The sequence below is a fragment of the Vibrio sp. OPT20 genome (genome assembly GCF_963889365.1).
Taxonomy (GTDB): Bacteria; Pseudomonadota; Gammaproteobacteria; order Enterobacterales; family Vibrionaceae; genus Vibrio; species Vibrio splendidus.
In genome coordinates, this window is sequence record NZ_CAWPOA010000109.1 from 141,384 (window position 1) to 156,789 (window position 15,406).

The following is a 15,406-nucleotide window of genomic DNA, read 5'->3' on the forward strand; positions in this document are numbered from 1 at the left end:
TGAACATAAACGTTTTACCTCCCCCTAAATCTTAAATTAATGAAAGAATAAAACTTATAAAGCTCACTCTCTCATTTTTATAAGAGAAAGAACCACAGCAAAAACGAACTGAGATACAAGACCCAGACTAGCTACGTTAGTTTGTTTTTGGAGGATTGTTCCAATCCTATATGTTGGCTTACAGCCATGCTCTTTACAAAAATCAAGAACCACAGTGTAAGAAACAAAGGAATACGTAGTGGTTATAACTAATCGAGTAAAGAGCACCAATCCAATCAAAAGGTAGGTTAACCCTTAATCAGAAAAGGCCCTTCAACCTCAAAAACACCACCTAAAGGCGCACATAACGCCAACCAGAGGGTTGGGGCGAGTAACAGCAGAAATAGATACTAAATGGATATTGATTTGGGCTATTGTGTGGGTTAGTGACTTACAAGGAACACCAACATGAAGAACAAAAGCAAAAAGAATAAATCAGAAGCCATCAACATTAACAATCCACGCAAATTGGCAGAAGTCTTGGCGAAAAAGCAAAAGGCTAGCGAGATCGAACTTATCTAAAAAACCACGACCTCAACTCTTCCAAGTTTTTCTCCGCATCTTTTGTTCTATGCACCATCCGGTGACAATTCGGGCATAGAAGTATCAGCTCATAGATGTGAGTCGGTGTGTGCTCCAACAGTGTTGATATTGGTTTGATATGATGAACTTCAATATATCCTTCAGAAAGAGAACTTGGGTATTTCTCGTTGAGATTTACACGGCATAGTTCGCAATGGATGAAATCATTGGTTGTCAGAAAATGCTTAACTTTCGCCTTGCGCAAAGCACTTGAACGCTCTCTTCTCTTGTGCAGCACATAACGATACTTACCCTCGGAATCCGTAACTTTACTAGGCGTGATTTCATCGATATCTTCATCTGAATCATCGCTATTATTCCAAGCTGAGAGCATTGCATGAGCTATTGTGTCTTCGACTTGAAATACTGTACCAGTGGGATTAGTAATAATTCGATGTTTGCTGGCAACTGAATCTAACTTGAAGTGCTCACGTGTTGTTGAATACTCGCCACAAGACAATCTAACTTCACTGATAGCAATGCCAACCTTTATATCGTTGACATCCATTTCGTCCGAAGTCCAGAAACGCTGCCCCAGCAATTCAGGAAACTTGATACTTGATGCAGGAGTTGGGGCTTCAACAATTTCCCCAATAGCAATCATGCCTGCATCTTTACCAGCTCGCCACAATATGGCTTTGTCTCCGATTTGAATCTTATCTTTGTAGTTTGGACAGCGCCAGTAAATGTATGGATGTGTCGCCAAGTAGGTATCCATATCGTAATATTTGGGGTTGCCCTGAAATAGGTACGTATTAACCATTCTCTCACTCATTCAAATACAGCTCAGCCATACCATCGAGCTTGCTTTTCACTTCTTTCCAGTTCGGCATTACGCTAGTTAACAAGCGCCAAAAGCGCTCACTGTGGTTGTACTCTGCGATGTGGCAAAGCTCATGTAAGATCACGTAATCAATGCACTCTTTAGGGGCTTTGATCAGGTGAGGGTTGAGCATCAACGTCCCCTTGGCTGAACAGCTTCCCCATTGTTTTTGCATCGGCATAATGCGAAATGAAGGAATACCTTCTACCCATGTTGCCTGCGGTAAAAGCTCTGCTAAGCGTTCATGGAATATGCGCTCTGCACGAACGCCATACCAACCAGATACCAACGCTTTAACTAGCTTTGGTTTATCTTCATTGAAGCGGTTGAGCGTGACTAACAGCTTGCCTCGTCCCATTTTCACGTTGGAAATTGCTTCTTGGTCTTCAACCACCTTTAACACATAGCGACGGCCTAGATAGAATTGCATCTCACCACTCACATAGTGTTTGGTTTGCACATATTCTAAGTGAGATCGGAACTCGACCAGTGCATTCCAAATCCATTGAGCGCGTTGCATGACCGCCTCATGGATTGCCGATTTATCAGCATCTTGAGGCGCAGTGACAGCCACTCGACAATCTGGATGTACTCGGATGGTGATTTTCTTTTTCTTGCCTTCGGCAAATACCTTGCGGATCACCTCATAGGTAACAGCTTCATCACCATAGATGAAGCTGTATTCCTCGGTATTGCCTTCTTGATGGTTAACAGAAGTCATGCTTAGTGACCTGACTTATTGTTACCAGACAGGCCAAGACGGGTGATCTGAATGACATCTGTAATAATGGCTTGTGCTTTGTCGATACCAACATCATTGAACAAAAGAGGCAGCAGTCCTAAACGAATTTGGTTTTCAATCTCTGATGGGTTAATTGAAAACTCGGCAACCGCTTTACGCACAATGCCATCAATGTCTAAGACATACTTAAAGTATTGATCTTCCGTTAGCGGTGATGGTTCACCTAGCACTTTTAGGAACAGACCATAGTAGGCTTGAACATGGCGTTTGATTTTAGGGTCAAGCTCTACAAAGCGATCCGTTGGTAATCCTGCCACATCGCGGTCTCTGACCTGCTGCTCGAAATCCGCAAATAGAAGATACTGTTTAACGGGGCTATCAAACATCTCCTTGGTTTTCTCGATAGCTTGCTTTAACAAGTTTGAGAAATACTCTTGGGCATACGGATCATCCGCCAAATCTTGCTCAATCATCTTGGTTACACGACCTGTGATGACATCCTTTTTGTTTTTGGCTTCATCACCGGTCATTTGATCTGGTTTGGCATCTTTACCCATGTTGCCAACCAGATAAGCACCCTCAGGTTCTTCAATCGACACGCCTGCAATGTGCTTGTCTAACATGGCGCGAATATTTTCCAAATATTCGTCGTAGTCCACTGTTTCCTCTGCATCTGCACGTACTTGTTGGCGCAGTTGGCTCATGGATTTCAGCGTGCTCTTGTATAAATCTCGCTTATTGTCGAAGCTTTTATCTTCAAAGTACGTTGCTGATTGAAGTGCTACTTTTAGGCAGTTAGCAAACGCGGTCAGCGCATCATAAAAATCATTACGCAGCTTTAAGTTGGTATCAGTTAGCTGACCATCAATGGTATCAATTAGCTGACCATCAATGGTATCAATTTTAGGTGCCAAAGCCTGACGAAGTGCTTGTCCATCTTGCTTGTTCTTCACACAAGAAAAAATTGCCCAAAGGTCATCATACAAACCTGGCAACTTTTTGTACTCAGTATCCATGCGGTTATATAAACCTTTGAGATCATCGATATCAAAGCCGCCTTGGGTACGTTCAGCTAAGTCTTGGTACTTCTCAATGGTGATATCCAGCTCTTTGAGGATGCCACGGTAATCAATCAAATAACCGAACTGCTTTTTGCTGTGCAGGCGGTTAACACGCGCAATGGCTTGAATAAGGTTGTGCTGCTTTAACGGCTTGTCGATATACAATACCGTGTTTTTAGGCTCATCAAAGCCCGTTAGCAGTTTATCGACCACGATCATAATGTCGGGTCCTTCATCCTTTTCAAATTCTTGGATGATGTGCTTGGTGTAGGCTTTTTCATCGATCCAGCCTTTTTGTGTGACGTTCTCTTTCCACCAATTTTGCACCAGATCGGTACTTTCATTATCGACGTTATCGTGTCCCTCACGGGTATCGGGTGGCGACATCGCAACCACTGAAGTGACTTTACCGATTTGGTCGAGAAGCTTCTTATAGCGGATTGCAGAGGTTTTAGAATCACACGCCAGTTGTCCTTTCAAACCTTGCTGCTTGAAGTTCTGGAAGTGATCAGAAATATCGTGCGCGATTAACTCTAAACGCCCTTCAGTTTGGTAGATCTGACCTTTTTGCGCGAACTTACGCTTTAAGTCAGCGCGTTGCTTTTCCGATAGGGTATCGGTGATACGGTCAAACCATGCATCAATGGCTTTGTCGTTGGTGCTCAGATCAGGCTTACGTTCTTCGTACAACAGCGGCGTAACAGTGCCATCTTCGACGGCTTGCTGCATGGTGTAAGAGTGAATGATCTTACCGAACTTATTCTCGGTTTTATCGTCTTGAAGCAGTGGCGTACCTGTAAAACCTATATAAGCAGCTTTCGGCAAGGCTTGCTGCATTCGGATGTTGTTCTCACCGTTTTGGCTACGGTGACCCTCATCCACTAGCACGATAATATCAGGGCTATCATTGTAGCATTCAGGTAGGTTAATAGCCGTGCCAAACTTGTTGATGATTGAGAAAATAATGCGCTCATTGCCTTTCCCAATTTGCTCTGCAAGGCGTTTGCCAGTAGTTGCCATCGCATCTTTTTTGTCTTTATCTGACAAAGCGCCGCCAGAGGCAAAGGTGCGAGCAAGCTGATCTTCTAAATCCACACGGTCAGTCACAACCACAACGCGGCATTTGGCTAACTCTTTTAACCAAATCAGTGCTTTTGACAAGAACACCATAGTGAATGATTTGCCTGAACCAGTGGTATGCCAGATCACACCGCCGTTACGTGCGCCTTTATCATCAAAAGAAGTGATGCGCTCCACTAAGGCTTTGATACCAAAAACTTGCTGATAACGCGCAACAATCTTGCCTGCTTTTTTATCAAACAGGGTAAATAAACGGGTTAGCTCTAGTAAGCGGTCATGGCGCAGCAAGGAGACCAATAAGCGATCTTGATCGGTCACCACTAAATCACCGCCTGCAATCAGTGACAGGTATTCATCTTTGATTGCTGGCGTGCGATGGCTGAAAATTGCATTCAGTTGAGCGCCATTCAACGGCGTGTTTTTGAGGCGTTCAAAGGTGCTTTCACTAATTTCTTCTTCTTTCCATTTCGCCCAAAACTTACTCGGTGTACCGCATGTAGCGTAGCGTCCATCATGCCCATTGACGGACATCACCAACTGATTGTAAGCAAACAGGGTTGGAATATGCTCTTGCTTCTGATTTCGAATCGTTTGAGAGATGCCTTCATCAATCGTCGGTTTCCCTGTCGTTGACGAATTAGGTCGTTTTGCTTCGATCACTACCCACGGTAATCCATTAACAAAACAAATGATATCAGGCGTGTAGTAGGTTGTACCTTGAGTATTGTCTACATCCATCTCTTCGGTGAAATGAAATTGGTTGTTTTCAGGTGTGTCCCAATCAATGATTTGAATGGTTGGGTTCGCTTTTTTGCCATCAACAAACTCGGTGACGCCAATACCGTAGGTTAACGCGTTATAGAGCTTCTCATTGGCCGCTTTAAGCCCTTCATTCATGGCAGGATTGGCAAGCTCTTGCACGATTTTGTCAATCGCAGCTTGTGATAAATGGCGCTCTTTACCCATGAATGAATAGGTTTTAAAGCTTAATACCTTGCGTAAGATTTGCGGCAAGATCACAGTAGTTTTGTTGCCACGCATTGCCATGCATTCACTCGGCGAAATGAACTGATAACCAAGGTTAGTAAGCAAGGTTAGTGCGGGGATTTTTGAACTGAATTCTTCTTTAAAATTTGCCAACTGATTCATTTTCTATCTCTCATCCCAGTTCCGAACATTTCGTATTGAAGGCGAGTCTTTATATAACTCACGATGTTTAACAGCCGAATTTGCTAATATGTCCACGCTCTGTTCTCTGTCAGCATGCTTGTTGCAACAGGCACCACATGTGCATATATAACGTCCCTCGCTACACTTCTCTATAATGTCTCGGCTATCAATAAGCTCATGACATTTGTAATGCAGGCAATGGTTTATATAATATTTGTGCCCAAATTCACCGCATCCTTCTGTATTACAACTAAAGACTGTTAATCGATAGGCCGCGTTCACAGGAGTTGTTATTAATTGTTTGGTGTTAGGGTCGATAGACTTAACTTCCACTCTCGCGTACTTCATATCAGGTATCATTAAATTGCCACAACTACGGCAGTTCAATCTAGAATGTAACTCACGAATTCTATTCACATAACCCGCTAGTTTGATCGAGAAGTCACGCTTTGAAGGGGCACTCTCTACCGCATAGTTGATACCATAATGTGCTAGCCAATCAAATACCGAAAAGTCAAAATAGGGCTTTGTGAGGTCAGGCATCACTTGGGGATCATGACACTCTTTTGAGCGACACAAAAAACGCGCCGCCCCCTCTTTTGGAGTCCAGTGGAATGCCTCACAGGAAAGGTGCATGTGGGAGTAACGGTATTTTAACGTATTACATTGAGGAAAAAGCTTAAACAACGCTGAGTGATCAATATCAATGTGTTTCGTTAATATAGCTTGCCAAAGTTTATGAAGAATCACTTTTTCAATATCATCATGGCCGTTGCCTGCGAAAATCAAAGGTAAACTCTCACTCAAGAACCACATTTCAGGGTCGTGCCACAACGCTTTATCATTTTGAACGTCACCGATAAAGCTCATATCTTTAAAAAACATTTTCCGTTTAATCAAACAGGGCTTAATGATTGGCGCTATTACAGGATGCTGGCAATAATCAGAAAATGAATCAAATCGTTCTCTGTAAATATCACGAACAAAATCATCTACCTCAACCTGATTTTCGCGACTCACAGTTCCTTCAACAAACAGGTTCAACAAAGTAGAAAAAGGTACTTGGTTACCAAATTGCCCTTTCTCTTTCTCCCAATGTTTAGGATGTGGTGCTGCACCACTAAAAATTAAGTACAACACCGCGCTTAATGAAAGGGCGTTATTCAACTGTGTTAAAGCATTGATACGTTCGACTTCTGATAACGCCAATAAATGCTCACTAAGAGTAGCAAGGTTTGACGTTATATAGTTGGGTGACAAAAGCGCGTAACCAAGAGTAGCAATGCTGTTGGAGAAACCGAGCTTGCTAAACCCTGCGTTATCAAAAAGCACACTCCAATTTTTGCAATCACAGATCAATTCTGCAATCAATTGTTTATGTGAACTCTCCAAAGATAGAGTACAGATAAATTTATGTCCGTACTCACTTTCACATAAGCTTTTTAAGCAATCCTTTAGCTCTGAATTATTTTTAAGATTGATCAGCGATGGCTGTTGTAACAGGTATGCCAATAGCGGGGCTATCGATCCCTCTCGGCCTTTTTTTAGCTCTTCATCAGTGAAACCAAAAACAAAAATATTAAGAATATCTTCGTTAAATGGAAACAGTCTCGTTACGCTTTCTGCTTGAATTCCCTTTTTTCCAGCAACTTGAGTAAATAGAACCGAATCGCCCTCTTCTAGAGATGAGCAGTTTTCTAGTGATGATTTGTGAACAAAAGCGCTCTCTCCATTATCCATAGAAATGAAGCCAAAGTCGTTTTCGCGGTCTGTTTTACTGTTATGACCACCAAACCATTTCACTTTACCAAGGTGTAAAGTTGTCAATGTTACCTAACCTAACCAGACAATGCTGGCACCAACTGAATGACAAATTGGGCCACATTAGCAGCCCAAATAGTGTTATTTTTATGCAGTAACCAAAGCTACGTTAATGTATTCTTAGCATTTATCACTAGGCGACAGGCACTAAGATGACAGGGAGACGCGACGCTTACCCGTCAACAACTGCTGCATCAACGCCTTTTTCTCTTGCTTGAAGTGTGCAAGTTTGGTTTCTAATAACTCGATATCTTTATCGGCAGCAGTAAGCACTGACGCGATTTTTTGTTGTTCTTGATATGGAGGAACTGCAATTACAAAATCGTCAAGAACTTTGACACTTAAATTAGGTGGATCAGTACCAAGTAGTCCAATATTGATTCTGTGAGCAAATTGATCACTACGAAGCACTTGAAAGATAAACTCTGAACTAACATTATTTTTACATACTATTTTTGCTACCCTTTGATTTAGCAAAGATGTATCACTTTCTTTTGTTAGCCTTGCGACCTTTAATTTGTTGCCAAGAGTTGGTCGAGTAAGGGCAACAACTATATCCCCTTTAGTTAGTAAAAACTTTTTGTGTTCAGATAAAAAGTGTCTCGGTAGAAAGCTATCTGCGTCCCATTTAATTTCTCCAATCCCAACATTTGCAATTTTTAACCATTTCGTACCGGAGTCTGTCGCATCAGCACTTTTAAACGCAAAACCGCTAAAAAGCTTAAACAAACTAATCGGTGATTTAGATTCCCAATCCCCCTCAAACGCTTTACCCGTCTCAGGATCAACCAACCGCTTTTTACCCGTCAACAACTGCTGCATTAAGGCTTTTTTCTGCTGCTTGCTGGCATCAATCAGCTTTTCAGTCGTTGCAATACCGCGATCCCATGTTGATAGGGTTTGGGCGATTTTGCGTTGTTCTGGGAGTGGGGGAAGCAAACAAATCACAGATTTAAGCTTATCTGGCGATGTGTGCTTTACTTTGGTTCCTGTAGATTGCTCTGCTATTTGTTTTCTAACATATGGTGAATTGTAAGTTAGGTATAGAAACTCAGGACAAATACCATTTTTGTCTTTTATTTGAATCAGACCAAGCCGTTGATTATGCAAATAGCGATCATGACTAGGGACAAACAACGTACTACCCAAAAGCCCAGCAGCTTGTTCGGTCATAGCAACAAGTAACTCGCCTTTTGATAGTAAATATCCTTTGGGAATGTCGCCCACATAATACTTTGTTTTGCTCTTTTGGTCGCGAAAGCCACCTGGTTCATAGAAACTACCAGGAGTTAAAAGCACATACTCACCTTCCTCTCTAAAGTATTCACTCTTAAAGGCAAAGCCATGTTTGATATCTATAAAGGGATTGAGATCAGTTTTAAGCCAACCATTAGGCACCATAACCCAACTCCTCTAGGTAGCCCGCCATTTCTGCTTCTAGGTCAGCTAGTTCAGTTTGTAGTACCAAACGCTCACTACGCACAGCCATCAAATCAATTTCTGCTTCTTCTTCAAACGTATCTACGTAACGAGGAATGTTGAGGTTGTAATCGTTCTCACGGATCTCATCAAGGGTTGCCACATACGCGTACTTATCGACGTTGTCACCGCTGTGGTAAGTCTTCACGATCTTGTCGATGTTCTGTTGTGTCAGTACGTTTTGGTTTTTGCCAGACTTAAACTCACGCGAGGCATCAATAAACATCACATCATTGGTGTCTTTTTTCTTCTTAAAGATCAAGATTGCCGCTGGAATACCTGTACCGAAGAACAGTTTTTCTGGTAAACCGATTACTGCATCTAACAGGTTTTCTTCAATCAGTTGTTTACGGATTTTACCCTCAGAAGATGCGCGGAATAGTACACCATGAGGCACAACCACACCCATACGACCTGCCTCTGGTTTCAGGGTTTCAATCATATGTGAGATGAATGCGTAGTCGCCTTTGGTTTTTGGTGGCACGCCACGACGGAAACGACCAAAGTGATCGCTTTCGGCATCTTCATGACCCCATTTATCTAATGAGAATGGCGGGTTTGCGGTTACTACGTCAAAGTGCAGTAAACCACCATCGCTGTCTTGCAGCTTAGGGTTACGAATGGTGTCGCCCCATTCAATGCGGTGGTTGTCTTCGCCATGCAGGAACATGTTCATTTTCGCCAATGACCATGTTGATCCAATCGCTTCTTGACCAAACAGAGCATACTGCTTAGAGCCGCCAAAGTTCTTTTGAACTTGCTTACCACACTTCATCAATAGTGAGCCAGAGCCACATGCAGGGTCACAAATGCTGTCGCCTTGTTGTGGTTCTAGGATGATAGAAAGCAGATCCGATACCTCTGGCGGGGTATAGAATTCACCTGCCGATTTACCACTGCCTGCGGCAAAGTGTTTGATCAGGTATTCGTAGGCGTTACCAATCACATCCAGCGAGCCAACACGGCTAGGACGTAAGTTTAGGGTTGGCTTTCCAAAGTCTTCCAATAGGTGGCGTAGAATGTCGTTCTTTTGCTTCTCATCACCCAGTTTATCGGTGTTAAAGCTGATGTCTTGGAACACGCCTTTTAGCTTGGTGCCGTTGGCTTCTTCAATCGCATGTAGGGCTTGGTCAATACGAGTACCATTACCTGCGGTATTACGTGCATCATACAGATCCCAGAAGGTTGAACCTGCTGGAATTTTGAATGATTGACTGGCAAGCATGGCTTCAATCATCTCTTGGTTGTCACCGAACTGTTTAGTAAGTTCTTCCACTTTGTCTTGGCGTACATCTGAGATGTATTTTAAGAACAGCATGGTCAAGATGAAGTCTTTGTAGATGGAGGGATCGACGGTGCCACGGAACGTATCGCACGCCGACCAGACGGCTTTGTTGACTTGATCTTGGTAAAGAGGATCTTGGCTGATTGGAGCTATCTCGTTAATAGAAAGGGGCATGTTTTCCTAGCCTATATATTTTAAAAATTTCTTACTTTAGTATCAGTGGTATACGATGCCAAGCACCATAAAAAATAACGCCTCTAAATCACCTTTCATCGGCATTCTAGAAGCGTTATCAACAATAAAACGAACAACTCTTATGACATCAAAAAGTCGAGTGATGAGTAGAGTTCTCTATTGAAGTGATTATCCCGTAAAAACTCTGTAAAATCACGCGTTTCAGCGAAGCCAAACTTACAGACTAATTCAATGAATGTAGAGTCTGGATAGTCGTAAACGATATCATCCGTTGATGGGTCATTGAACATAAGGGAAAGGTGATTTTCTTCTGCCTTAAGATCTTTGCCTTCCTTTTCAGCATCGTTGACACTCGTTGCGACAATTTCCATTCCCTTTTCGAGAAAGACAGCCTTATCAAGCGGCACCCAGTGAGTCTTACCGCATTCGAGGGTTCGTTGACTCCATTGATAACGCCCTTTACTTGGGTACAAGTACCTTGTCAGATCGAGTTTGTGAAGTTTCTTAAAGATATCTGACAAAAGCTGATCGCCATCATCTACATTGATATAGTTTTTACTGCCGTACATGTAAACAAAAGGCAGATAAAGCCCTTTGCCACCACCTTCCACTTTCGGGAATTCATACGGCAACATTGCCAATCTTCGTTTTTGACCATTTTTGAAGTGCCAAGTGATGTCAACACAGTTAGCAAACTTGGTCTTTGCATCGCAGCAAGGTTCAAACCTTCGATTTAATGTAATTGAAGAGATAAAACGATAGAGGTTATTGCGTATTTTATACCTTTCAGAGTGTAAGTAGTCCGTACGAACATCGTCAGTAAAAACGTCAGGTAAGCTGGCTAACTCATCTGCACTAAAAACAACATCAGTGTTGTTAAGGGCATCCAGTTTGCCTTCAAGCTCGTCAATTTTATTCTCACTTTCTTCAAGAAGCTCAAAGAATGATTCTTTCGGTGTTCTTCTGCAATACTCTAATAACTTGGCTCGGTTATCTTTTTCCGCAACCAACTCAGCTTCTATCTTCAATTTGTTATTTTCTTCGGTAGCGTTATTTGCTTTGTCAGATTCAATGAGATAAGCATCTTTACAAATCTTTATCGTCAGCAGGTCAAGCATGTTGGCATTGTATAACTCACGTTCATGCTCGCCCTTAATTGCCAAATTACAGACATAACTAACCCTGTCGCCACCTTTATCCATAAAGACCATAGCACCACCGCAAATACCGCAACGGACAAGGCTTTTTAATAATGGGATTTTGCCGCTTCCAGTGTCTCTACCTTTCTTTCTTTTCTTTAAAGCTTGCAACTTTCGGAATGTATCTTCATCAATCAATGCTGGATAATAGTTTTCCATGACATGTTCCACCCCCTCTATCTTAAAAGCCTTCTCACCTATCAGTGTTCGTCTCTCCCATAGTTGGTAAATGGATGTGTAATCCCAAGTGTTTGATTGTTTGACGCGCCCCTTTTTCCTTGTAGGCTTGTATTCGAAGTTCGCATCAAGATATTGCTTGATTTTTAAGTCACCATAACCAGCAATCTTCATTTCAACCGCTTTTTTGACACCTTCAGCATTGATGTTAAACGTGTTGGTACTTTGATCGATCCAAAGTGGCGTGCGCCCAAGGTTGCCTTGTGACTCACCAGTTTCCTTCCAGCGCTTGTGCCCTTCTTTATGGGAATCAATTACTCGCCGAGATTTAATTTTCGATTCATTGTGTGCACGTTCAAAGGTAATTGTAGAGACGATGTCATCGGCAGCGTTATGCGCTCTGTAAAGATGATTATCAGCCATTGAATAGACACTCACTCCATTGTTGGTGAGGTCATAGTAAGTTTGTTTAGCGTAACCAATTTCAAGTCGGCTCAAACGGTCGAGAGAGTAGACGACAAGGATACTGCCTTTGGCAACAACACCACTTTTTACTGCCGACAAAAACAAACCTAACTCATTTTCTAGATGTTCACCTTTGTAGGCTGATTTTCCTAAGTCTTGATACGTCTCTTGTGCTATCTGTAGATTGTGCTCGTTAGAAAGTGACTTAAACACTTCGTCTTTTATCTGCATTGAGACTCCAGAACCTTTCATTTGCTCAAGAGTCGATACACGACTGTAACTATAGATCTTCGGGGTTTTTGAACTTGAGTGGTTTAACGACACTATCTAAGCCTTCAATTTTCAATGCTAAACAGAGCTGCATTAAATCACCCAACTCACCAGAAGGAAACTGTTTTTTATTGGCGAACCACAGCAAATATTCTTCAGGCAAGTCAATCAACGCACGACCAGCGTATTTACCAAATGGCATTTGCATTCTAGCAAGTTTAATCAGGTTCTCTTTCTCTAGCATTACAGGCTCTTTCTAAGCGTCATCGATATTCTGTAGAGTATCACCTAAACGTTCAACCCAATAGTTGATCGCATCTTTGGCATCATCAAGCGAGTCAATCATGGTTGAAAAGTCTTTATTACACGCTTCACGGTCGATCACCACAGAATCATAGTCGTCTAACTTGGAGCTCAGTCGCTGCGCATCACGTAGCCCAATCCTTGCCCAAACTAGGTCAACGCCTCCATCAGGGACTGGCTGAAAATCTTTATAACTGGTGAATTTAGTTGCGGTTTTAATTGGGCCGCCTGCACAACCAAACAAGAAAATGCTGGTTGCAACAAGCAAAAAGACTTTTAAAGGTTTCATGACGCACTTAGTTAAAATTAAGGAATTTAATTGAGTAAGTCATACCTTATATGAAAAGTTTGTAGAAAGGGGAGTTAAAACTCAGAGCTAGCTTTAAAATTAATCATGCTGAACGGTGTGTGCATACTCTACGATTACCTGATTTCCTTCGATATAAGCATTTTGGATCTCACCATCAACGCTCATTCTACTTTTCAGGTAGACCACTTTTGGCCCTGACTCATTACCTTCTTTAAGTGAAGGAAACACATTCCTAGGCTCTAAATGAAGTAAACGACAAAAGTGACTAACGAAAGACATCGTTAATGGCGTCTCGCCTCTTAGCACTCTAGAGAAATCAAGCTGGTTCATTCCAAGCTTTTTTGAAAACTCCATCTGCGTAATACGCATTCTCGATTTTTGTGACATCCACGTTTGATATAACGCGTCTCTATCTAGTTCTGTGAATTCCATACCGACTCCTTTACATAATTCATACCAATCAATTGTCCGGCTTTTCATACATAGCATGTCAGGGTTTGGTTAGTGGAAACCAAAGGTTTGGTTTTGATATGCGCGCAATTGTCGTGCAGAACAAAACATCACAATCGAAAAGCATTCACAAAAGCGATTAGAGTAAATACTTTCTTCATTTATATCAATAATTTATACGTTAGCGAACTAAACATATAGCAAGTTAATTTGTATTAAGAATTAAAAGTTCGAGATTGGCATTCCACATTTCTATCTATTGATTCGCATTTATAAAACTGGTTGGCTACATTTCGCTTGCTCAAACGCACTTCTGGCAAACTATTTGAAAGAATAGGACGCAAAGCCACCGGTCTGTCGACAAATATTCTGTCTATGATAGCGGGGCCGCCACTTAATAGAATTTAAGTGTCAATGCATGCTGGAGTGTTCTCTTTTTTGTCGGCCAAATACAGTAAGGACAAATAATGAAACAACTCCCAAAAAAATCGCTCATCGCACTATCGCTACTTAGCGTAAGTGGAGCAAGCTTCGGTCACGGTTATGTTTCGGCATACAATAATGGCGTTGCTGAGAGTCGTGTCGCCCTATGTAAGTTCCCAGCGAGTGATACACAACAAAAAAACACCAACTGTGGTGGTATCCAATATGAGCCACAGAGTGTGGAAGGCCCTGAAGGCTTCCCTGAAGTCGGCCCTGCAGATGGGAAAATCGCCAGCGCGCAATCATCTTTAGCGGCAGCGCTGGACGAGCAGACAGCCGATCGCTGGGTTAAACGCCCGATCAAGTCTGGTTCTCAATACTTCGAGTGGACGTTCACTGCTAATCACAAGACTCACGACTGGAAATACTACATTACTCAACCAGACTGGAACCCAAACCAGCCTTTGGCACGCAGCTCTTTTGACTTAACGCCATTCTGTGTTGTTGAAGGAAATGGAGAACAACCACCGATGCAAGTCAGCCACTTGTGCAATGTGCCAGAACGCGAAGGTTATCAAGTGATCCTTGCGGTATGGGATGTGGGTGATACTGCAATGGCTTTCTACAACGTTATCGATGTGAAGTTTGATGGCGACGGCCCTATCATCCCGGATTGGGATCAAGGCGGTCAAATCAACCCAACACAAGACCTGAATGTTGGTGATGCTGTTTACACTCGCGTATTCGATCAATCCGGTGAGAACGCTTCATACAGCACTGAGCTTGTGATTGAAAGTTCTGAGCAAGGTAAAGCCAATAATTGGTCTTACGCTCTTTCTTCTAAAATCAATCAAGAGCAGACGCAAATCAAAGCAGGTCAATTGAACGACCAAGGCGATTTCGCGCCAGTATACGGCACGAACCCTGTTTATCTAAAAGCAGGATCTGGCTTTAACAGTGTAGAGATCGGTTACAAGATCGATACTCTAGAACCAGACCATGAGCTAGAAGTAACAGGCTTAGAGTCTGAGTACATTATTGATGAAAACCAGCCGACACAGCTTGATCTTACTCTTGCAGCAACAGGCGATATTCAAGCTGAATTGACTGTGTACAACCATCACCGTGAAGCACTTGCCTCTCAGAAATCTGAATTAGCAGACGGACAAGTTGAAGGTGTTCAGCTGACTCTTTCTAAGTCTGAAGCTGGCCACCACATGCTTGTGGTTGTGACGAAAGATGACCAAGGTAACTTAGTGGATCAGAACACGCTTGATTTCCACCTAATGGACGAGCAAACACCGCCACCAGCGGGCGACTACGACTTCGTGTTCCCAGAAAGCATTGAATCTTACACTGCAGGAACAAAGGTTCTGAGCAGCGATGGTGGCATTTATCAGTGTAAAGAGTTCCCATACTCTGGCTACTGTGTTCAATGGGCTCCAACAGCAACTCAGTACGAACCAGGTGTCGGTTCACACTGGCAAAGTGCTTGGAACAAAGTGGACTAAGTACTCGCTAGATACTTACTT

The 15,406-nt window shown here is 42.5% G+C and carries 11 protein-coding genes and 1 riboswitch; of the genes, 1 reads left to right on the plus strand and 10 read right to left on the minus strand.

Annotated elements, in window-relative coordinates; translation table 11 throughout:
• Positions 1 to 553: 553 nt before the first annotated feature.
• The 10 genes from AACR09_RS24485 to AACR09_RS24530 all read right to left on the minus strand — a co-directional run bounded on the left by AACR09_RS24485 (position 554) and on the right by AACR09_RS24530 (position 13,433).
• On the minus strand, positions 554 to 1,384 hold the full coding sequence (locus AACR09_RS24485; RefSeq protein ID WP_193834629.1) for an HNH endonuclease: 831 nt from the start codon (positions 1,382 to 1,384) through the stop codon (positions 554 to 556).
• A gap of 4 nt (positions 1,385 to 1,388) precedes the next feature.
• The gene (locus AACR09_RS24490) at positions 1,389 to 2,165 is read right to left on the minus strand and encodes a M48 family metallopeptidase (protein ID WP_193834631.1); all 777 of its coding nucleotides are present in this window, start codon (positions 2,163 to 2,165) and stop codon (positions 1,389 to 1,391) included.
• A gap of 2 nt (positions 2,166 to 2,167) precedes the next feature.
• Positions 2,168 to 5,476 carry a type I restriction endonuclease subunit R gene (locus tag AACR09_RS24495; protein ID WP_193834633.1) on the minus strand — a complete coding sequence of 1,103 codons (3,309 nt, stop codon included), beginning with the start codon at positions 5,474 to 5,476 and terminating at the stop codon, positions 2,168 to 2,170.
• Positions 5,477 to 5,479: 3 nt separating this feature from the next.
• The gene (locus tag AACR09_RS24500) at positions 5,480 to 7,324 is read right to left on the minus strand and encodes a cold-shock protein (RefSeq protein WP_228010447.1); all 1,845 of its coding nucleotides are present in this window, start codon (positions 7,322 to 7,324) and stop codon (positions 5,480 to 5,482) included.
• A gap of 141 nt (positions 7,325 to 7,465) precedes the next feature.
• Positions 7,466 to 8,719, minus strand: coding sequence for a restriction endonuclease subunit S (locus AACR09_RS24505; RefSeq protein ID WP_193834635.1), 1,254 nt, complete (start codon positions 8,717 to 8,719; stop codon positions 7,466 to 7,468).
• Entirely contained in the window at positions 8,709 to 10,256 is a 1,548-nt protein-coding gene (locus tag AACR09_RS24510; protein WP_193834637.1) for a type I restriction-modification system subunit M, read from the minus strand. Before AACR09_RS24510 ends, AACR09_RS24505 begins: the two co-directional genes overlap by 11 nt.
• A 140-nt stretch (positions 10,257 to 10,396) precedes the next feature.
• A complete protein-coding gene (locus AACR09_RS24515) occupies positions 10,397 to 12,349 on the minus strand; it encodes a recombinase family protein (RefSeq protein WP_265575670.1) in 1,953 nt (650 codons plus the stop codon).
• A gap of 49 nt (positions 12,350 to 12,398) precedes the next feature.
• A complete protein-coding gene (locus AACR09_RS24520; protein ID WP_193834641.1) occupies positions 12,399 to 12,632 on the minus strand; it encodes a DUF3820 family protein in 234 nt (77 codons plus the stop codon).
• 12 nt (positions 12,633 to 12,644) lie between these two features.
• Positions 12,645 to 12,980 (minus strand): hypothetical protein, encoded by a 336-nt coding sequence (locus AACR09_RS24525; protein WP_065682326.1) that lies wholly within the window; start codon positions 12,978 to 12,980, stop codon positions 12,645 to 12,647.
• 99 nt (positions 12,981 to 13,079) lie between these two features.
• Entirely contained in the window at positions 13,080 to 13,433 is a 354-nt protein-coding gene (locus AACR09_RS24530) for a hypothetical protein (protein WP_017066796.1), read from the minus strand.
• A gap of 323 nt (positions 13,434 to 13,756) precedes the next feature.
• Positions 13,757 to 13,846, plus strand: a riboswitch (cyclic di-GMP riboswitch).
• A 72-nt stretch (positions 13,847 to 13,918) separates the two neighbouring features.
• On the opposite strand from AACR09_RS24530, the gene gbpA reads away from it, so the two are divergent.
• Entirely contained in the window at positions 13,919 to 15,385 is a 1,467-nt protein-coding gene (gene gbpA, locus AACR09_RS24535; RefSeq protein ID WP_193834643.1) for an N-acetylglucosamine-binding protein GbpA, read from the plus strand.
• Positions 15,386 to 15,406 lie beyond the last annotated feature (21 nt).

What these genes read in the sequence shown, in the direction of transcription:
- AACR09_RS24515 (WP_265575670.1), bottom strand. Translation starts at nt 12,349, where the DNA reads ATGCAGATAAAAGACGAAGTGTTTAAGTCACTTTCTAACGAGCACAAT.
- AACR09_RS24525 (WP_065682326.1), bottom strand. Translation starts at nt 12,980, where the DNA reads ATGAAACCTTTAAAAGTCTTTTTGCTTGTTGCAACCAGCATTTTCTTG.
- AACR09_RS24510 (WP_193834637.1), bottom strand. Translation starts at nt 10,256, where the DNA reads ATGCCCCTTTCTATTAACGAGATAGCTCCAATCAGCCAAGATCCTCTT.
- AACR09_RS24485 (WP_193834629.1), bottom strand. Translation starts at nt 1,384, where the DNA reads ATGGTTAATACGTACCTATTTCAGGGCAACCCCAAATATTACGATATG.
- AACR09_RS24495 (WP_193834633.1), bottom strand. Translation starts at nt 5,476, where the DNA reads ATGAATCAGTTGGCAAATTTTAAAGAAGAATTCAGTTCAAAAATCCCC.
- gbpA (WP_193834643.1), top strand. Translation starts at nt 13,919, where the DNA reads ATGAAACAACTCCCAAAAAAATCGCTCATCGCACTATCGCTACTTAGC.
- AACR09_RS24505 (WP_193834635.1), bottom strand. Translation starts at nt 8,719, where the DNA reads ATGGTGCCTAATGGTTGGCTTAAAACTGATCTCAATCCCTTTATAGAT.
- AACR09_RS24490 (WP_193834631.1), bottom strand. Translation starts at nt 2,165, where the DNA reads ATGACTTCTGTTAACCATCAAGAAGGCAATACCGAGGAATACAGCTTC.
- AACR09_RS24530 (WP_017066796.1), bottom strand. Translation starts at nt 13,433, where the DNA reads ATGGAATTCACAGAACTAGATAGAGACGCGTTATATCAAACGTGGATG.
- AACR09_RS24520 (WP_193834641.1), bottom strand. Translation starts at nt 12,632, where the DNA reads ATGCTAGAGAAAGAGAACCTGATTAAACTTGCTAGAATGCAAATGCCA.